Raw genomic sequence first — 18,609 nt, 5'->3', positions numbered from 1 at the left:
CGGGCTACTTGACCTGAACGGCCCCGAGGTCAGCTTCCCGCTGCTGCTGCCGGCGTTCCAGCCACGGCCCCGCCGCGTATCCGACGACGACGCCGACGCCCACTTCCGCCGCCAGCCAGGCTGCCGTCCACAACGGGTCGGGGCCGATGTCCGTGAGGCGGCCGATTCCGGCCGACCCCCGCGCGATCCAGGCCAGGACGCCCGCCAGCACGCCGGCGGCCGCGCCGATGATGATGCCGAGGACCAGGGTGGATACGGCGGCCGTGAACCAGCGCGTGCGGACCTTGATGGACAGCCATTCGTCGAAGTGGTTTTCGCCTTCGCGCAGGAACCACCAGCCGGCCAGGACACCGGCGAGCACGGGCACCACGAGGGCCACGAACCCGAAGTCAAGCGGCCCGGCGGGGATGGCGGCAAACACCGGAACGGAGGGCAGCGGCCCAACGGCCGTGCCGAGCGGACCCACCTGCGAGCCCGCACCGAGCGCAAAGCCAGAGCCCGATACCCACGCGAGCGCGAACACGGCCAGGTTGGGGATGAAGCCGAGCTGGGCAATGGTGAGGACGGCGCCTCCCATGGCTCCGGCGTCGAGCCCTTCATAAACCGCCACCACGAGGTTCCAGTGGATGAAGAGGTCCACCGCCAGCAGCGCCGAGGAAATCGCCAGCGCCGCCATGACGGCCACGAACCCCGCCTTCGCGGCGGAGGCCAGGTAGGATCCGGCCCAGCGGGAATGCTGGCTGGTGCGGGCAATCCAGTCCACGGCGTCGACGCCGATCAGCCGGCTCCAGGATCCGGCCTCGCGCCGTGCGCCGATCACCATGCCCAGGGCAAACGGGACCAGGGGCAACAGGGCTGCCCACCACAGGAACACATCCACCTCGTCAGTCCTGCAGACGAAGCCGGTGGCGATGCCGAAGGCTGCATAGACGAGCCAGGAACCCAGCAGCGCCTGCCACAGCTGGTCCGTATAAGAGGCACGGGCGAGGCGCCGGCCGGCACGCCAGGCCAGCAGGAACGGTATTAGTGTCAAGCCCAGCGGGATGAGTGAGAGGGTGCCCGTTTCCGGCCGGACCGCGGCGCCTTCGGCAACGGTGGTCAGGTACAGGGGCACACCGTGGATGACCAGCCACGTCTGGCCGGCCAGGCGCGCCAAGACGTCGAAGTGCGCGTCCCGGAAACCGGACGTTGCCCACACCGCCGCGATGGGCGCGATGACCGCCAGAGCGGAAATGATTGCCGCCTGGGCTGACTCCAGCCCGCCCTGCAGCCACAGGGGCATGGGAAGGCCTCGGTCTCCGGTCTGATCAGCGCGCAGTTTCATCGTGCTCCATCGTGCCATGGGCGGCCTCGCCCGGCCGTTTTCGACAGGCTCAATCCCCTGAAAAGACGGCACGGTAAGGGAATCGGGAAGACATCTCATCACGGCCACTCCCAGCGCTTTTTCGAGAGTACCGACGTAAAATTAGGTTGTCCGCAATCAGTGGTTGGAGGCAGAAAATGACTACCGCATCCCCACATGCGCACGGCGTTCACTTTGGTCGGGCAGATGTCCAGAACGCTGGCATGGGTGTTGGTATTGTCGCGTTGGTGGTTGGTGTACTGGCGTTTATCCCGGGCATCACCGCACGGTATGGCGAACTGATGTTCCTTGGGCCTGATTCGCACGCCATGTTGTTTGGCCTGTTCCAGGTATCCATCCTGCTCAACATTGTGCAGCTGGTTATCGGCGGAACCGGCTGGGCGATGTCCCGCAATGAAATGGGTGCGCGCAGGTTCCTCATGGGCGCTGGTGCGCTGTACATCATCCTCAGCATCTACGGGCTCAGTGTCGGAGTGGATTCGGCGGCCAATTTCCTGTCGCTGAACATGACGGACAGCTGGACCCTGTTGGTGGTGGGTGTACTGATGATTGCCGCCGGCTGGATGTTCTCGCGGCATCTGGCCGAGGACAGGAAATAAACCCGGAACGCGAACGCCGGGATCTAGGAGCCGCGAATGAGTAGATATCTAATCTGAATATTCGTACTACCGGTTGGTGCAGGTGACCCGCGCAAGTTCGTGGGCAGCTGCACCAGCTCTGTGTCCGGGGACGCACGGACGCACTGCCCCACCCGGCACCACCCCAATCCGCAATTCGCCAAAGAATTTCACTTTAATGTCGAAAAATCATTGACCCCGCGTCCAGCTGGAGATGGGCGGCAAGAACGGCGTCCTGGTCCTCGACGACGCCGGTCCCCGCAAGGCCGCCCAGGTGGTGGCCGCCGGAGCGTTCCGCCTGACGGGCCAGGCCTGCACGGCCACGTCCCGCGTCTATGTCACCCCCGGCGTCCGCGAGGCATTCCTCGCCGCGCTGACCGACGAGGCCGCCGCTTACTCCGCAGGTGACGGGCTCGACGCCCGCAGCTGCATGGGGGCGGTGGTGAGCGGCCAGCAGTTCGCGCAGAACCAGGCAGCGGTGCCTTGCGCCGTCGAACGCGGCGCCACGCTGCTGGCTGGCGCCTCCATTCTGGACGAAATGCACGACGGCGGCACGGACCGTCCGCTGTTCTTCCCGGCCGCCGTGCTCACCGAACAGGGCAAGTCCGCACTGGACTTCTTCACCTGGGGCAAGACCGTCTACACCGGCGTGTAGGGCCGTGACGTATGCGATCACGCAGCCCTGCGTGGATGTGGAGGCGGCACCTAAACAGGGTTCTAGAAGCGGATCAAGGAGTACGGCTGGCTTGGCAGATTGCCCGCCGTCCATGGGCGCTGCGACGGTTCGGCAGGCACGTGGCCGCGTCCCTCGCGCAGGACTGCCCTCACCGTGGCGGCAATTGCCACAACGGCAATCACTACCAGAATCATCAGGACGACAACGATCGAACCGGACATTCCTCCAACACCTCTTGCATTAATTTTACGGCGGAGGAACCCGCGGATCGCTGTCGCCAGCCCAATATTCAGGAAGCGAAACGCCGTTCGAACATTTTTTGTCTAGACGGAACCGGCGGCCAGGCATATTCTGGTCTCCCATTGCCTCTGGGGGGTGTATCGGATGGGCAGCAGCATGCGTGTCGTTTGCCTCGCTGCCGTGCGCTCCGTTCTGGTCCCGGCCATCCTTGCCTTGGCATGGTTCATTTGGGGGGCAGCCGCCGCGGAGGCATCGACGTTGGACGCCGGCCCGGCCGGGATTGCATCCGGTGCCGCTTCAGATCTCATCACGTCGCCGGCCGCAAAGCCGCTGCGGGCCGCACCGGTCGTCCCGGGCATCCCGAACCTCAAGGCTCCCGTCGCAACCACAGTCTCGACCGTGCCTGTCACTGCGGACTCCGTGACGGGCACGGCCAATGCCGCCGTGGGCACGGAGGCCGACACCGCGGACGCGGTCATCGGCGAGGCGGCCGCCGTCGTCGTAACAACCGTGACCAAGACGGCAGCCCCGGTGCTGACCGAAGTGGACAAAGTCATCGACGTCGTAGAAGGCGCCGTCCACTCGGTGCCCCCGGTGATATCAGTGCCGAGCGTGCCGGGCACCGTCGGGACCGCGCCGGGCAATGCCCCTGAAGCCGCCGCAGCGGACAAGGCGCAAGCCGCGCCATCCCTAGGCACCAAATCAGAAGGCAGCTCACTCGCTCCAGCCACGGCAGCGCAGCCACTGGTTGCGGCCGGACGGTCGCTGGCGCAGCTTCTCATGACCACACCCCATCGCCCCGAGTCTGCCGGGGCTGTCCAGGCGCCCATGGGCCTGCCGGATGCCCCGCAGCATCAGGAACCCCTCGCGTCCCTTGCAGAGGGCCACTCCGGATCGGGGTCCTCAGGCTCGGTAGGCTCCGGCGTCCAGGCCGCCGACGTTGCGGGATCTTGGAGCGGCATGCACCTCGGCGCCGGTGCACGGACACACGACGCCAACCAATCCGTTCCTGCCGGCCCCGCCTTCGATCCGGGGTCTTCCCCCGACTGAACAGGTCAACTCTGCCCTCATCACAGCAGAAAAGACCACCTGCGCCATCGGCGTACGGCTCAAAAGTTCAGTCAGGAGAAAATGTCATGTCTACACACACCCAACTGCCCGCTGCCCCGCGTCCTGCCTTGCAATCATCCGGAGCCGTTCGCGGCCACTCAGCCCCGGCCCGGTCGGGCATCGGCAACTGGCCGGATCCCATGCGCGGCCGCATCGGCAACTGGCCGGACCCTATGTCAGGAATCATCGGCAACTGGCCGGACCCGATGGCCCGGCGCAGCCTGGCCGACGGGTCCTAGGCGACCAGGCAACGGCGCAAGTACACCCAGACAGGAATATTCAGAACAGAAACACGAAGACGTTGTGCCCGCACTGCCTCGCGGCGGAGCGGGCCCAGCGTAGAAATCCGTCGACCTAGACTTCCCGGCCGCTCTCCGGCCGCCTGCCGTCCGGGCGCCCTGGGCTCTCGGCCCCCACCTCGTTGTTTGAGGCCTCGTCGTTTGAGTGGCCGTCGTTTGAGGCCTCGTCGAAGTCCGTCGTGCCTGGTATCCGGTCAGCGGACGCTTCTGCCGCGCCCGCTGGCGCCGCGGTCTCCGCTCTCTCCCTGCCTGCCGCGCGGGCCTTGTGCGGACCGGGAAAACAGCTAATCACCCGTGCTAACTCGCGGCTCAGGACTGCCCCTTCGGCCAGGTTTGGGGGCAGGGCATCTTTTTCCACCTCGCGGGCTGCGGCCAAGGCGTCAAGCCCTGCGTGCGTGATGGCCACATCATTGCTGCGCCTGTCGCGGGAACTCGAGGTGCGGGTAACAAGACCCGCTCCTTCAAGCCGCGCCAGCACCCTGCCGAGCGATTGGCTCCGGACTTTGATGTCGGCGGCCAGATGCTCCTGATTGAGCGGCCCCGCGGTGAGCCCCTGAAGGGCAATTACGGCAGCGTGGGTGAGCCCGAGGTCCGCGAGCGCCTGATCCTGGCGGCGCTGGATGAGTCGGGCGGCCATGGACAGCAACTGATGGGGGCCCCAAGGCTCAGTGTCGGCGTTCGGGACCATCGGTGTCATCCTTCTTTCTCAGGTCTGAGTCGGTCGGGAGTCCGGCCCTGGTCGCCGGGAAGCACCCGGGTCACCAGAGGAAACGGAAGCCGGAACGGCCTGACCGCCGGAGTTCTGCGATGTCAGCGACAGGTACCGTCAACGCCGTCGGTATCGATTCACTCCACCATAAGCATGCTTACCATCCTCCGGGCAAGCCTCATTCAGTTTTTCGCTAAGAATGCAAAGGGTGCTTACTATTTAATAGTAATCATGCTTACTATTGCATGCCAGCAACGCTGGTTCCTGAAACAGCAGCTGACCTTTTCGGAAAGAGAGCGAAGATGACAGAGAACCAATGGCCGCAGGACGGGAGCCTCACGGTTCCCCCGGCTACGCAGAACTCAACGGCTTACGGTTCGGGCGTCTCCGGGAGCCCGGCGTCAGCCTCGAAGACCGACACAGCCAAAGAAGAAGCCGCGAACGTGGCCGGACAAGCTGCAGGGGCCGCTCAGAACGTGGCAGGGACGGCCAAGGCGGAGGCAGCGAACGTTGCTTCCGAAGTGAAGACGAACGCCCGGGATCTTCTGCACCAGGCGAAATCGGACCTCACCAGCCAGGCAGGCACGCAACAGCAGAAAGTCGCCGAGGGACTCCGGAACATCTCCGGCGAACTGAGCAGCATGGCCAGCGCCTCGGACCAGCCCGGTGTCGCATCGGACCTGGTTCGCCAGGCTGCCGAGCGCTCACAGGCAATTGCATCCTGGCTGGACAACCGGGACCCGGGATCACTGCTGGACGAGGTTAAGTCCTTTGCGCGCCAGCGTCCCGGTGCATTCCTGCTCATCGCTGCCGGCGCGGGCGTCCTGGCCGGCCGGTTGGGCAGGAGCCTGCAGGCCGGAGCCCCGGCCACCAGTTCGGCAACGGGCACTTCCGTGCCGCCTCAGCCGATCCAGCCGCCGGTCGCCGAAGGCACTCTCGGCGCGGGCGCCGGAGAGCCGTTCTATGACCACGCTGAACTCGGAGAGCCTGCCTACACCGTCCCCGCTTACGGCGAGCCCGCCAGCGCGGAACCAGCCTACGCTGAGCCGCCCTTCGGCGAACCCGCACCGGGCAAGCCGGGTTATGGCGAACCGGCTTACGGCGAGCCGCGGCGGACCAGCAGCACCGGTCCGGCCTCAGGCCAGACCCTGCCAGGGAGCTCCGCCTCCGGAGTTCCGCTGCGAGACGATGACCCCTATGCCGAGGGTGAAGGACGCCACCTGTGAGCAGCGAAATTCCTTCCACACCCGCGCACGCCAGGGCGGACGCCACTTCCTTGGGTGATCTCCTCTCCGAGGTTTCCCGGGACATCTCCACCCTGATGCGCCAGGAAGTGGAACTCGCCAAAGCCGAAGCGAAGGAGTCCGCAACCAAGGCCGGCAAGGGCGGCGGCATGCTCGCCGGCGCCGGCGTGGCCGGGCACTTCGTGCTCCTGTTCCTGTCCGTCGCACTCTGGTACGCGCTGGGCGAGCTGATGGGCCTTGGCTGGTCCGCCGTCGTTGTGGCAGGTCTCTGGGGCATCATTGCCGCGGTACTGGCATCGATCGGACGCAAGGAACTCAAGGCCATCAAGGGCATGCCCCAGACCGTTGAGACCGTCCAGGAAATCCCGCCCACCCTGAAACCCAATGGAGACCACCGATGAGTGAAAACCCGGACGCCATCCGCGCCGACATCGAAGCAACCCGTGTACGCCTTGGCACCAATGTGGACGCCGTCGCTGACAAAGTGACGCCGTCCAACATCGTCCACCGGCAAACTGACAAGGTTAAGGACGCCGTCTTCGGAGTGAAGGAGAAAGTCATGGGAGCAGCGGACCACGCTTCAGGCAACGTCCACTCGGCCACAGGTTCTGCCGGATCAACCTTTAGCGACGCCGGCTCAGCGATCGGCGATGCGCCGCACAAGGCAGCTGTGAAAACGCAGGGCAACCCGCTCGCCGCCGGACTGATCGCCTTCGGCGCCGGGCTTCTCGTGTCGTCGCTGATTCCGCCGAGCCAGAAGGAGCGGGAGGCCGCCGACGCCCTGAAGACCGCGGCCGAACCGGTCACCACGCAACTGACCGAGGCCGCCAAGGACGTCGCCCAGGGCCTCAAGGAACCTGCTCAGGACGCCATGGAAAACGTCAAAGCCACGGCCACCGACGCTGCCGAGCACGTCAAGGGAGAAGGCCAGTCGGCCGTCTCCGACGTCAAGGACAGCGCCACGGACGCCAGGGACCACGTCCAGAACACCTGAGTCATTGACGACGACGGCCGCCTCGCCTCCGGGCAGGGCGGCCGTTTTCGCGCCCGCGCCACGGGCCTGCCTACCAATCCCCGGCGCTTGCGTCCTCACCGGGAGGCAGGCTGAGCTGCTTCGCGTGAAAGTCGAAGTGCAGGGTCGGATAGGCGTAAACGTCCGCAAGTGTCATCACCGGGGCAAAGAACGGATCCCAGCGCGTGGGGAAGGCCATCTTCCGCGCCAAGGACTGCTCAGTCTCCCGGGCGAGGCTCCGGGCGAGCGACGCCGTGACCCGTTCCAGTTTGCCGGCCATGCGGCGCCGGTTGAAGAACCGTGCAGCGGCGCGCGAACCCCAGTAGTTCACGACGTCGAACGGCGGGGTGCCTGCATTCAGGAACCGGGCGAATCCTCGTCCCACCGCCGGCGGCAGGCGTCCGAAGATTTTTACCAGCGGCAAGAGCGCCAGGACGACCATGTAGCCGAACACCATGTGAAAGAGAAGCTCCTCGTTGGTCCAGCGGGTCCCCGCGCTGACTTGGCGGAGTTCCTCGTCCCGGGCCCGGTCCAGGGTGGCCCTCAGCTGGGTGCAGGCGCGCAGATAGTCCTCCACTATGCCGCTCCGGTCCGTTGCCATGCTTGCCCCTTCTGCGCCGCGCCATCAGCGCCGCCCCCTCAGTATCAGGTTCCAGCCGATGACAGGGAAGTGGTCCCGCTGGGGCCGGCTTGGCCGCTGGCTACTGCCGGGTACATGCCCCGGTTCAGGATGGCTGAATTGCTGGACTTCTGCCCGCTGACCTGCCCAAACTGTCTATTACAGCTGGCAATCCCCGCAGCTTGAGGTTCACCAGCGTAGCTCTTCCCGCACCCTATAAAGCAGGATTCAGCTTCCGTCTTTGGGGGGTCTCCCGTAAGGCCTTTTTGATTGCTTTGAAAGGACACGGCCATGGAGAACCTGGCACTCTTCCTCCCCCTGATTGCCACTATTGCGGCGGTGCTCGGGGGCATTGCAGTTGTCTGGCTGGCAGTAAAGCTCATGTGGAAGGTGGCTGAACCAAACGAAGCACTCATTATTTCGGGGCTGACGCGGGGAACGCTTGAGAACACCGACGGGATGGACTTCAAGATCGTCACGGGCAAGGGCGCCTTGGTGGTCCCCGGGCTGCAGACGGTCAGGGCCCTCTCCCTGACACTGAATGAAACGGAACTCAAAGTCTCCTGTGTTACGTCCCAGGGGATCCAGGTGATCGTGGACGGCGTGGTGATTTACAAAATCGGCGATGCCCCCGCCTTTATCGCCAATGCAGCGAGAAGGTTCCTCGGCCAGCAGCCAAAAATGGAAAGCCAGGTCTATAACGTCTTCGAGGGCCACCTGCGGTCAATCATTGGCAGCATGACGGTTGAGGAAATTATCCGCGAGCGCGACAAACTGGCATCGCAGGTCCGCGGCGCAAGCGGCGTGGAAATGGAGAAGCTCGGCCTGGTGGTTGATTCACTGCAAATCAAGGACCTGCAGGATCCCACCGGATACATCCAAAACATCGCCAAGCCGCACATTGCGCAGGTCAAGATGGAGGCCCGCATCGCCGAAGCCACCAGGAACCGCGAAGCGGCCGAGAAGGAAGCCGAGGCCGCGGCGCAGATTGCCGATGCGCAGAGCATCTCGGCCATCAAGCAATCCGTGGCGCAGGCCAATGCCGAACGGGCACGGGCCAACGCGGCACAGGCCGGCCCCCTGGCAGACGCAACAGCGCGCCAGCAGGTGGTGGTCCAGGAAACTGAGGTGGCCAAGCTGGAGGCCGACCGTGAGGAGCAAAAACTCCAGACCACCATCCGCAAACCGGCCGACGCCAAGGCGTACGCGCAGCGGACCGAGGCGGAGGCGCAGAAGGCCGCCGACATCAGCGCCGCCGAGGCGAGGGCCAAGCGCACCGAGCTCGAAGCCCAGGCCAACGCCCGGCGGGTGGAAGTCGAGGCGCAGGCCAACGCCACTGCCGCGGCAGCCATCGCCGGCGCCACCCGCGTGACCGGTGAAGCCGAAGCAGCCGCGACGAAGGCACGCGGTGATGCCGCCGCGTCCGCGATCAAGGCCAAGGCACTGGCGGAGGCCGATGGCATCAAGGCCCGCGGCGAAGCACTTGAAAGCAACCAGGATGCCGTCATCGCCCAGCAGCTGGCGGAGAACATGCCGGCCATCGTGGCGGCAGCCGCGGAGCCGTTCGGCCATGTGGACCAGCTAACTGTCCTGAACGGCGCCGAGGGCCTCAACGGCATGATCGGCGGAATCCTCTCCCAGGCCGGCACCTTCCTGCCCCGCATATCGTCCGCGCTCAAGAACGGGCAGGATCCGGCCAAACGGCCTCCGAAGACTCCCGGTGCATAGGAATGTGGACCGGAGCCTGACCGGAAAAATCGGCAGGGTCACCGGATTGATCGGGCCGGGAACCATCGGCGAGGTTATGCTTCCGTACCGGGGTGGAACCAGCGCCTTCCATGCCCACCCGTTCGACAAAGTCAGCGTCTTCCCGGTCGGGGAGAAAGTGCTGGTGATCTACTTCGAACCGCCCCAGACCGTCTACGTGGATGAACTGCCGGACGTCCTCCGGCCGGACAACGCCGACTGAGCCCGCCGAACCCGCGAACCGATACCGCTGGTTGAGCCTGTCGAACCCGCGAACCGACATCGCCGGTTGAGCCCGCCGAAACCCCGCGAACCGACACCGCCGGTTGAGCCTGTCGAAACCGGCCGTCTTCGTGTTAACCCAACCTTCCCCTCCCGGTAACGCCCGCTCCCCCGCAGGGTCAGACGCCGGGCACACCGTGGAGGTGTGAGGATCGCAATCGTTGCCGAATCATTCCTGCCGCTGATGAACGGGGTTACGCACTCCATCCTGCGGGTGCTGGAGCATCTGCAGGAACGGGGCGATGAGGTGCTGGTGATTGCGCCGTCGACGTCGGACACCGATGTTCTGGACGTCGTGCACGGGGCCTTTGTGCACCGGCTCCCCTCCGTGCCGCTGGCCGGGTACACGAACGTGCGGGTGGCGTTGGGCGGTGTGTACCGGGTCAAGCGAATCCTTGCCGATTACGCACCGGACGTGGTCCACCTTGCGTCGCCGTTCGTGCTCGGCTGGCGGGCGGCGCAGGCGGCGCATCAGCTGGGCATCCCCACCGTGGCCATCTACCAGACCGAGGTTCCCAGCTACGCGGCACGGTACGGGGTGCCGTTCCTGGAGAACTGGGCCTGGAACCGGGTGGAGAACATCCATCTGCTGGCCTCCCGGACGCTGGTGCCGTCCACTTTCGCGCTGAACCAGTTGCGCGGCCGCGGGATTCTGCGGGTGGACATGTGGCGGCGCGGTGTGGACACCGCGCGTTTTGCGCCGGAAAAGCGCGACGACGGCTGGCGGGCTACCGTGGCGCCCGGCGGCGAGCGGATCATCGGCTATGTGGGCCGGCTCGCGATCGAAAAGCAGGTTGAGGACCTGGCCGTACTCGCCGATGTTCCCGGCACGCGGCTGGTGATCGTGGGCGACGGGCCGCAGCGGGCTGCGCTGGAGGAAGCCCTTCCCAATGCGGTGTTTGCCGGGTTCCTCGGCGGCGAGGAGCTGGCCCGGGCCGTGGCCACCTTCGACCTCTTCGTGCATCCGGGCGAGTTCGAGACCTTCTGCCAAACCATCCAGGAGGCCATGGCATCGGGTGTGCCGGTGGTGGCCACGGGCCGCGGTGGCCCGCTGGATCTCGTGGAGAATTCCCGCACCGGGTGGCTGTACGAGCCCGGTGACCTGGCCGGCCTGCGCCGGCACGTCATGGACCTGATGGGCGACGACGCCAAGCGCCGGGCGTTCGGCGCGGCAGCCCACGCTTCGGTCCAGGGCCGGACGTGGCCGGCCCTGAGCGCGGAACTGGTCCGGCACTACAAGGCCGTGATCGCGGGAACCACCGCAAACCCGCCGGTTGAGCCTGTCGAAACCACCGCAAACCCGCCGGTTGAGCCTGTCGAAACCACCGCTGATCGTGCTTGTCGAGATCAAGGCCCCACCCCAAACCCGCTGGTTGAGCCTGTCGAAACCGAGGCCGCCCGCGCAATCCGAGCCCGAACCCCTGAAGGAGTCCCCCTATGAAAGATTTCCGTGATCGGCTGCGGCTACCTCGGCGCCGTGCATGCGGCCACGCTCGCCTCCATGGGCCACACGGTGGCGGGGATCGACGTCGATCCCGCCAAGGTTGACCACCTGGCCCGCGGGTTCGCCCCGTTCTTCGAACCGGGCCTGGACGAGCTCCTCCGGGATGGCCGGGCCACCGGCCGCCTCACCTTCTCCACGGACTTTGCCGACGCCGCAGGCGCCCAGATCCATTTCCTGTGCGTGGGCACGCCGCAGTCCAAGACGTCCGACTGCGCCGACCTCAGCTATCTGGTCTCCGCCACCGAAAGTCTCCTTCCGCACCTGGGCCGGGGGTCCGCCGTCGTCGGCAAATCAACGGTGCCGGTAGGCACGGTGGACATGCTCCGCGGGATCCTGGCCGCCCGTCCGGACGTGCTGCTGGGCTGGAACCCGGAGTTCCTGCGGCAGGGCACCGCGGTGAAGGACACGCTGGTGCCGGACCGGCTGGTGTACGGAGTTCGGGGCGGCAGGGACGCCGCCTTCGAGCGCGGGAGCGGCGTGGCGCGGGGCGTGACGGCGGTGCTCGACGCGGTCTACGAGCCCCTGCTGTGCGCAGGCATTCCGCGGCTGGTGTGCAATTTCGCCACGGCGGAACTGATCAAGTCGGCGTCGAACGCGTACCTGGCCACGAAGGTCAGCTTCATCAACGCGATGTCGGAACTGTGCGACGCCGCCGGCGCGGACGTCACCGTGCTGAGCGAGGCGATGGGCATGGATCCGCGCATCGGCAGCCGGTACCTGCATGCCGGGCTGGGCTTCGGCGGCGGCTGCCTGCCCAAGGACATCCGCAGCTTCCGGACGCAGGCGCAGGCGCTGGACGTCCGGTCCGTGGAGGACTGGATGGGCGTGGTGGACGGGATCAACCTCGGCCAGCGGGCCCGCACCGTGGGGATAGCCCGTGAGCTGTGCGGCGGTTACCTGGCCGGCCGGACCGTGACCGTGCTGGGCGCCGCCTTCAAACCGGACACGGACGACATCCGCGACTCGCCCGCCCTGGACGTCGCCATGCAGCTCGCCGCTGCGGGCGCGCACGTGACGGTGACGGATCCGAAGGCCATCAACCACGCGTGGATGCGCTACCCGCAGCTGCGCTTCGAGGCCTCTACTCGGCGGGCCCTGGAAGGCGCCGAACTGGTCCTGCTGCTCACCGAATGGGACGAGTACCGCGATCTGTCGCCGGCCGCCGTCGGACAGCTGGTACGACGGCGGACGGTGCTGGACGCGCGGAACGTGCTGGACGCTTCGGCATGGCGGGCGGAAGGCTGGACCATCCGCGGGCTCGGGACGAATCCGCAGGCTGAGCCCCTGCGGGTTGAGCCCCCGCTGGTTGAGCCTGTCGAAACCACGACAGCCCGCCGGTAGCGCCTGCCCCGCTGGCGGAGCCGGCCGAAACCACGTTCCACCTAATTCAGCCTGTCGTAACCCAGGGGTCGAATCCGGCGGTACCTAACCTCTATGATTTCCAGAGGGGGGACGTGCAATGAATATTTACTGGTCTCAGTTGGTGGTCGCATAATGGCCGTTCCTTCACGCTCCGGGCAGCAGTTGGAATCGGGCATCGAGTGCGGATCACTCTTCGACGCGCTGCCGGACGCTGTGCTGGTGATCAGCGACGCCGGTGTCATCACTCAGGTCAACGCCGCCGCGGAACTGCTGTTCGGGTACGACCGGCAACAGCTGATGGGTCAGGATCACTGCATCATCCTCGCCGAGGGTTACCGCAGCGGCTTCGAGCAACTCTTCGCCAGCCTTCGCCACAGCCAGGAGTCCGGCGTCCCGGCCCCGACTCCGTTCGAATCCTACGGCCTGCGCAGCGACGGCACCGAGTTCCCGGGCGAGGTGGCCTGTTCTCTCCTGCACACTGACCATGGCACGTCCCTGGTCGCGTCGGTCCGCGCGACGTTCCACCGGCAGGAGGCAGACGCCGGGCTCCGCGAGGCAATGTCGCTGCTCAGCGCCACACTGGAGTCGACGGCGGACGGCATCCTGGTGGTCAGCAGCGACGGAAAGATCGCCGGGCTCAACGATCAGTTCACCACCATGTGGGGTATCCCCCAAGAACTCCTGGAGACCCACGACGACGCCGCCCTCATGGGCTACGTGCTGGGGCAGCTCGCGGAACCGGAAAGCTTCCTGGAAAAGGTCCAGGAACTTTACGCGGATCCAACTGCGGAAAGCCATGACGTTCTGGATTTCCTCGACGGCCGCACCTTCGAGCGCTACTCGAGGCCGCAGAAGGTGGACGACACAGTGGTCGGCAGGGTCTGGAGCTTCCGCGACGTCACGCCGCGGCGCCGCGCCCAGGAACAGGCCAAACAGGCGCTGGCTGAACTTGCCGAGCAGGCCGCGCAACTGAAGGCCATGGCGTTCCAGGACCCGCTCACCGGGCTGGCCAACCGCAAGCTGTTCCACGACCAGCTGACGGAAGCGCTGCGCGGCGACCGCAGCGCCGCCGTCGACGTCCTCCTCCTGGACCTGGACGATTTCAAGGAGGTCAACGACATCCTGGGCCACCATGCCGGGGACCAGATGCTGGTGGAGGTGGCCCGCCGCCTCCGGGCCTGCGTCCGGCCCAACGATACTGTGGCCCGGCTCGGCGGAGACGAGTTCGTGGTGCTCCTGACGGGGTCCGACGATGCGGAAACCGTGGCTGAACGCATCGTGGAATCCCTGAACGTGCCGGTGTGGATCGAGGGATCCATGCTGCGGCCCAGCCTGAGCCTGGGGCTCGCCTCCATGAACGAGGATGCCGTGGCGGCGTCGGAACTGCTCCGCCGGGCGGACGTGGCGATGTACGCGGCGAAGGCCGCCGGCAAGAACCGTTTCATGCGTTTCCAGCCCGAAATGATGACCGCCCTGGTGCAGCGGACGGACATGGAAGCGGGCCTCAGGCTCGCCGTGGACGACGGCGAGATCACCGTCAATTTCCAGCCGATCGTTTCGCCGCGGCTGGGTGAGGTGACGCAGTTCGAGGCGCTGGCGCGGTGGGACCGCGGCGGCGAGCGGGTCCCGCCGTCGCAGTTTATTCCGACGGCGGAGCGCAGCGGACTGATCTCGACGATCGGCATGCATATGATGCGGGAGAGTTTCATCCAGCTGCGTCCGTGGCTCGCCGGCGACCTTGAGCGGTCGCTCGCGGTGAACGTGTCCGGCGTGCAGTTGAGGGAGCCCGATTTCGCCGACGCCGTGCTGTGCCTGGCGGAGTCCTGCCGGATGGATCCCCGGCAGCTCGTGCTCGAGGTGACCGAGAGTGTGTTCCTCGACCCGGACGCGCACGTGATCCGGCAGCTCGGAAGCCTGCGCAATGCCGGGGTGCGGGTTGCCTTGGACGATTTCGGCACGGGCTATTCCTCGCTCGGCCGGCTTCAGGACCTGCCCGTGGACGCGGTGAAGATCGACAAGTCCTTTGTCTCGATGGTCCGCACGGGGGCGGAGAAGCTGCCCATCCTCAGCTCCATGATCAATATGGCCCACAGCCTGGGCCTGCGGGTCACGGCGGAGGGCGTCGAGACGGCCGAACAAGCCGCCTATCTGACGGATCTGGAGTGCGATTCGCTGCAGGGTTACCTGTTCTCCCATCCGGAACCCGAGTCCGGACTGGAGCTGGCCATCCTGCGTTCGGCAGACGCAGTGGACGCGCTGGAGGGGCTGCGGCTGAAGCGGTGACACGCGCCGCGGGTTGAGCCTGTCAAAACCCTCGGATCTCGACAGGCCCGCTCGGCGTCACGCGTTGTCCAGTTCAGGCCTTTCCGCTGGCTCGCTGGCCGTCACCATCTCCACGCTCCGGTCCCACAGTTCCCGCGCGAGATCGGCGTCGTAGGCCTGCTTGTTGGCCTTGGCCAGGGCCCGCTTCGCATAGTAGGCCCCGGGCACCCAGTCCTGTCCCGGTGTCGACGTCGCGAGCCACACAAGGGTGTCAGCGCCCTGCTCCGGGGTCAGCAGGAAGCGGTTGATGATCGTCTTGTAGGCATGCCGCATCCAGCTGGTTGACTCGGCTGCGAAGTTCGTGGCTACAACGCCAGGGTGGAAGGCCGCCGTCGCAATTCCCGCGCCGCCGAAGCGGTTCTGCAGCTCCGAGGTGAACAGGATGTTCGCCAACTTGGCAGTTCCGTAGGCACGGTTGGTCGAGTAATTACGGGCCGAATTGAGGTCGTCCAGTTCCAGCCTCCAGAACCCGTTGGCCGCGCTGGCGGTGTTGATGATCGTGGCGCGGCTGGCCGTGAGGACATCCATGAGCTCGGTGGTGAGCAGGAACGGTGCCAGGTGGTTGATCTGGAAAGTCTTCTCGTAGCCGTCCGCGGTGAGCTCGTGCCGGCCCATGATGCCGCCGGCGTTATTCACCAGGACGTCAATCCGCGGATACTTTTCCTTCAGCGCCGCGGCCACGCCACGCACCTGCGCCAGCTCGGCGAAATCACTGACGAAGTAGTCGGCACCCAGTTCCGCGGCCACCGCTTCAGTTTTCTCGGGGGAACGTCCGACGACGACGATCCGCTCGCCTGCCTGCGCCAGGCTCCGCGCGGCTGCTTCGCCGATGCCGTCGCTGGCTCCGGTGATGACGATGGTGCGCTGGGGCATGAAGTGTCCTTTGAGTGTCGTCGGAACTGGCTCCGCTCAGACAACGACATCCGGCCGCGATATGTTCCCCTGCCGGATGACGTTGGTGCGTTATTGAGTTGGATCCAGATGACTAAAGATTCAGGGCCTGACGCATACTAGAGGCGCTGTCTGCGTTGAGCAGGAAGGGGCTGATTCCGAGCATCTCTTCGGTGGTCCGCAGCAGTGAGTAGTGACTGTAGGAACCCTGCGCCACAGTGCCGGGGACAACCGACGGTGACACGAAAAAGTTGGGAATGGGCGTATCTTCATCGAAAAGAACGACTACGGCCGTTCGTCCTGCCTGGTAGCTCTGGCTGTTCAGGATGACCGGAAGCCACTGGGATAGCCACGTGTCACCCGTTGCGATGCTGCAGTCATGCATGTCGTTGCAGACATTCGGGGTGATCAAAGAGAAATTGGGCAGGGTGTTGTTGGCCAGGTCGGTGGCGAGGTTTCCGGTAGTCGGCGTGCCCAGCGGGATATTGTTGGTGGCACACGCGGTCCGGTCGCCCGGGCCCTGGTAATACACCTCGGGGTTGTGCCGGACCATGTAAAGGCCAGAGGAGCTCAACCGGCAGTTGGACGGCATGTCCTCCTGGTAGCTCCTGTAGGTCATGCCCCTGGTCCTCACCTGTCGGAATATGTTGTCCGCGGTGATGGGGGGCAGGTTACTGGGACTCGAATCGCTGGTGACTCCTTGGGTACTGCCGGAGGTCAAGGCCAGATAGCTGGGAAGCGAAGGTAATCCGAGCCCCGCATCCCTCCAAGTGGAAATTGACGCACACTGTTTGGCCGTCTGGGTCATATATGGAGCGTTGGTGCTCCCAATGACCTGGGAGTAGGTCTTGTTCTCAAAGATCAGCCAGATGACATGCTCGTAAGTCGCGGGTCTTGTGGCGGTCTTGCCACAGGGGTTCGGAGCCGGCGGTGGTGGAGGCGGCGGTGGAGGCGGAGGAGGGGGTGGTGGCGCATCCCCCGTTGTCAGTATCAGCTGCGGCCGGCGGGTGGCGTCTGCTGTCTCCTTCGAGCTGTAGATCACTCCGTCGGAGGACGTGTTGCTGATCCGGAACGAGTAGGTCCCGTCACCCTTGACGACGCTGAATACATCCACTTCCACAAAAGTATTCAGGGTTGCGGCGCCCACCGATGCGATCACAGTGGCTTCGGCCACCGGCGCGTTGTTAAAGTTCACAGTGCTTTCGGTCCAAGAGTTGTCCAATACCTGCCGGAACTGGCCACCGAGATTGGACGGGTCAGCAACGAACAACCTGAGTTTTGCCGCGGTGACAGTGCTCCCGGTGCCGCTTACGGTGAATTTCAGGAACGCCATCTCCACGGGTGAATTGTCGGCTTTCAAGCCGGTGGCCGTGCCGTAGTTGGTGGTCGGAGTATCCCGTTTCACCACTGCGTCTGCAGAAGGGGAGATCGTCACGGTAGCCGCCTCTGCGGGGCCTCCGATAATGGAAATTGTGGAAATCAGTAGGAAAGTTGTAGCCACTGAGATCCACTTGGCGCGCGGAAACCCGATATTGAGCGGCTTCCTACGGGGGATCTTCTTGGCCGCAGGGAAGTCTGTTTCGATGCTCATCGGGGACTCCTAATGCCGATGCACGCAGCGTCATCGATGCGTCTGTACACCTTAGCAATATGCAGATAAAAAAAGTCCAGAGTTTGTCGCAAAAGATTTGGAAGCTCGTTATCAAATGACTGCAAACTGGCACCTGATCACGGCATATGCGTCGCACGGAATATCCGATTTCCCTGGAAGAAATGGACGCTGCATTTGGATAAACGTTTAACCGCCAAGAATGGATAAACGTTTAAATGCGGGAGAGCCCCGACCTGTGGTTGGTGCTCTCGACCGACTATAACGGACGCTCTCTCACTTCCTGTGGGTAAGTCACGGACGCTCTCTCACTTCCTGCCCTTCCCACGGCGACGCTCTCTCACTTCCTGCCCTTCCCACGGCGACGCTCTCTCACTTTCTGCCGGACAATCACGCACGCTCTCTCACTTTCTGCCGGACAATCACGCACGCTCTCTCAGTTTCTGGGCGAATGACGGCGGCGTCGTAGGCCTGGGGTTCCCGGCCGGCATTGGGTGTGGTGAAAGAGCGATGCCCGGAAAGCTGCGGGAAGTGAGAGAGCGTCCCGTCCCACGCGACAGGAAGTGAGAGAGCGTCCCGTCCCACGCGACAGGAAGTGAGAGAGCGTCCCTTCCTACACGACAGGTGGTGGAGCGTCCCGTTCCGGGCGACAGGAACTGAGAGAGCGTCCCGCGGAAAGGGTGCGGGTGGTGAGAGAGCGTGTGTGTGGGTGGTTAAATGCGGGAGAGCCCCAACCGTGTGGTTGGGGCTCTCGACCGTTTAATGGTTGTCCGGCGGTGACCTACTCTCCCCACACCCTCCCGGGTGCAGTACCATCGGCGCTGTGGGTCTTAGCTTCCGGGTTCGGAATGGGACCGGGCGTTTCCCCCACGCTATGACCGCCGTAACCCTGTGTCCGCACCCCTGGGGGTGGGAAATCTGGTGTTACAACTGTGGTGTTGTTATTCAGTTGTCGGTTCTCAAGCAACGGGTTTGTTGGTTGGGAACCACATAGTGGACGCAAG

Annotated in this window: 17 protein-coding genes, 1 rRNA gene and 1 pseudogene; 12 read left to right on the top strand and 7 right to left on the bottom strand. The window is 65.1% G+C overall.

What is annotated here, in order from left to right; all coding sequences use genetic code 11:
- Window positions 1-4: 4 nt before the first annotated feature.
- Window positions 5-1,324 carry a DUF6350 family protein gene (locus ASG92_RS13285; protein WP_056629085.1) on the bottom strand — a complete coding sequence of 440 codons (1,320 nt, stop codon included), beginning with the start codon at window positions 1,322-1,324 and terminating at the stop codon, window positions 5-7.
- 176 nt (window positions 1,325-1,500) lie between these two features.
- Between ASG92_RS13285 and ASG92_RS13280 the strand changes: the two genes are divergently transcribed.
- The gene (locus tag ASG92_RS13280) at window positions 1,501-1,962 is read left to right on the top strand and encodes a DUF4383 domain-containing protein (protein WP_056629082.1); all 462 of its coding nucleotides are present in this window, start codon (window positions 1,501-1,503) and stop codon (window positions 1,960-1,962) included.
- A 217-nt stretch (window positions 1,963-2,179) separates the two neighbouring features.
- A pseudogene (locus tag ASG92_RS13275) lies at window positions 2,180-2,635 on the top strand (aldehyde dehydrogenase family protein); the annotation flags it as partial.
- A gap of 62 nt (window positions 2,636-2,697) precedes the next feature.
- On the opposite strand, the gene ASG92_RS13270 reads toward ASG92_RS13275, so the two are convergent.
- Window positions 2,698-2,877 carry a hypothetical protein gene (locus tag ASG92_RS13270; RefSeq protein ID WP_056629077.1) on the bottom strand — a complete coding sequence of 60 codons (180 nt, stop codon included), beginning with the start codon at window positions 2,875-2,877 and terminating at the stop codon, window positions 2,698-2,700.
- A 175-nt stretch (window positions 2,878-3,052) separates the two neighbouring features.
- On the opposite strand from ASG92_RS13270, the gene ASG92_RS13265 reads away from it, so the two are divergent.
- Entirely contained in the window at window positions 3,053-3,946 is an 894-nt protein-coding gene (locus tag ASG92_RS13265) for a hypothetical protein (RefSeq protein WP_056629073.1), read from the top strand.
- A gap of 86 nt (window positions 3,947-4,032) precedes the next feature.
- Window positions 4,033-4,245: a hypothetical protein gene (locus ASG92_RS13260; protein WP_056629071.1), complete on the top strand. Its 213-nt coding sequence runs from the start codon at window positions 4,033-4,035 to the stop codon at window positions 4,243-4,245.
- Between the two features lie 115 nt (window positions 4,246-4,360).
- Here the strand turns inward: ASG92_RS13260 and ASG92_RS13255 are convergent, their stop codons facing one another.
- On the bottom strand, window positions 4,361-4,993 hold the full coding sequence (locus ASG92_RS13255) for a MarR family transcriptional regulator (protein WP_056629068.1): 633 nt from the start codon (window positions 4,991-4,993) through the stop codon (window positions 4,361-4,363).
- A gap of 323 nt (window positions 4,994-5,316) precedes the next feature.
- On the opposite strand from ASG92_RS13255, the gene ASG92_RS13250 reads away from it, so the two are divergent.
- From ASG92_RS13250 to ASG92_RS13240, 3 genes are read left to right on the top strand one after another with little or no spacing between them, the layout of a single operon-like run.
- Window positions 5,317-6,240 (top strand): hypothetical protein, encoded by a 924-nt coding sequence (locus ASG92_RS13250; RefSeq protein WP_056629066.1) that lies wholly within the window; start codon window positions 5,317-5,319, stop codon window positions 6,238-6,240.
- Window positions 6,237-6,659, top strand: coding sequence for a phage holin family protein (locus ASG92_RS13245; RefSeq protein ID WP_056629063.1), 423 nt, complete (start codon window positions 6,237-6,239; stop codon window positions 6,657-6,659). The genes ASG92_RS13250 and ASG92_RS13245 overlap by 4 nt, the downstream gene beginning before the upstream one ends.
- The gene (locus tag ASG92_RS13240) at window positions 6,656-7,252 is read left to right on the top strand and encodes a DUF3618 domain-containing protein (protein ID WP_056629060.1); all 597 of its coding nucleotides are present in this window, start codon (window positions 6,656-6,658) and stop codon (window positions 7,250-7,252) included. Before ASG92_RS13245 ends, ASG92_RS13240 begins: the two co-directional genes overlap by 4 nt.
- A gap of 70 nt (window positions 7,253-7,322) precedes the next feature.
- Here the strand turns inward: ASG92_RS13240 and ASG92_RS13235 are convergent, their stop codons facing one another.
- Window positions 7,323-7,871, bottom strand: a complete 549-nt coding sequence (locus ASG92_RS13235) for a DinB family protein (protein ID WP_056629057.1) — start codon at window positions 7,869-7,871, stop codon at window positions 7,323-7,325.
- A 309-nt stretch (window positions 7,872-8,180) separates the two neighbouring features.
- Here ASG92_RS13235 and ASG92_RS13230 point away from each other — a divergent pair, with 309 nt between their 5' ends.
- The 5 genes from ASG92_RS13230 to ASG92_RS13210 all read left to right on the top strand — a co-directional run bounded on the left by ASG92_RS13230 (window position 8,181) and on the right by ASG92_RS13210 (window position 15,066).
- The gene (locus ASG92_RS13230) at window positions 8,181-9,617 is read left to right on the top strand and encodes a flotillin family protein (RefSeq protein WP_056629055.1); all 1,437 of its coding nucleotides are present in this window, start codon (window positions 8,181-8,183) and stop codon (window positions 9,615-9,617) included.
- Complete coding sequence (locus ASG92_RS13225; protein WP_157372217.1) at window positions 9,610-9,858, top strand: hypothetical protein; 249 nt, start codon at window positions 9,610-9,612, stop codon at window positions 9,856-9,858. The genes ASG92_RS13230 and ASG92_RS13225 overlap by 8 nt, the downstream gene beginning before the upstream one ends.
- A 204-nt stretch (window positions 9,859-10,062) precedes the next feature.
- Window positions 10,063-11,358 carry a glycosyltransferase family 1 protein gene (locus ASG92_RS13220; protein WP_240987128.1) on the top strand — a complete coding sequence of 432 codons (1,296 nt, stop codon included), beginning with the start codon at window positions 10,063-10,065 and terminating at the stop codon, window positions 11,356-11,358.
- A 60-nt stretch (window positions 11,359-11,418) separates the two neighbouring features.
- A complete protein-coding gene (locus ASG92_RS13215; RefSeq protein WP_240987130.1) occupies window positions 11,419-12,762 on the top strand; it encodes a UDP-glucose/GDP-mannose dehydrogenase family protein in 1,344 nt (447 codons plus the stop codon).
- A 153-nt stretch (window positions 12,763-12,915) separates the two neighbouring features.
- Entirely contained in the window at window positions 12,916-15,066 is a 2,151-nt protein-coding gene (locus ASG92_RS13210; RefSeq protein ID WP_056629052.1) for an EAL domain-containing protein, read from the top strand.
- A gap of 57 nt (window positions 15,067-15,123) precedes the next feature.
- Here ASG92_RS13210 and ASG92_RS13205 read toward each other — a convergent pair whose 3' ends face one another.
- From ASG92_RS13205 to rrf, 3 genes are all read right to left on the bottom strand, one after another.
- Window positions 15,124-15,978, bottom strand: coding sequence for an SDR family NAD(P)-dependent oxidoreductase (locus ASG92_RS13205; RefSeq protein ID WP_056629049.1), 855 nt, complete (start codon window positions 15,976-15,978; stop codon window positions 15,124-15,126).
- Between the two features lie 112 nt (window positions 15,979-16,090).
- Window positions 16,091-17,587: an alkaline phosphatase family protein gene (locus ASG92_RS13200; RefSeq protein ID WP_056629044.1), complete on the bottom strand. Its 1,497-nt coding sequence runs from the start codon at window positions 17,585-17,587 to the stop codon at window positions 16,091-16,093.
- Window positions 17,588-18,373: 786 nt separating this feature from the next.
- Window positions 18,374-18,491, bottom strand: a 5S ribosomal RNA gene (gene rrf / locus ASG92_RS13195).
- Window positions 18,492-18,609: the final 118 nt, after the last annotated feature.

The organism is Arthrobacter sp. Soil736 (genome assembly GCF_001428005.1).
In the GTDB taxonomy this organism is placed as follows: Bacteria; Actinomycetota; Actinomycetes; order Actinomycetales; family Micrococcaceae; genus Arthrobacter.
This window is presented reverse-complemented; position numbering and strand designations above follow the sequence as displayed.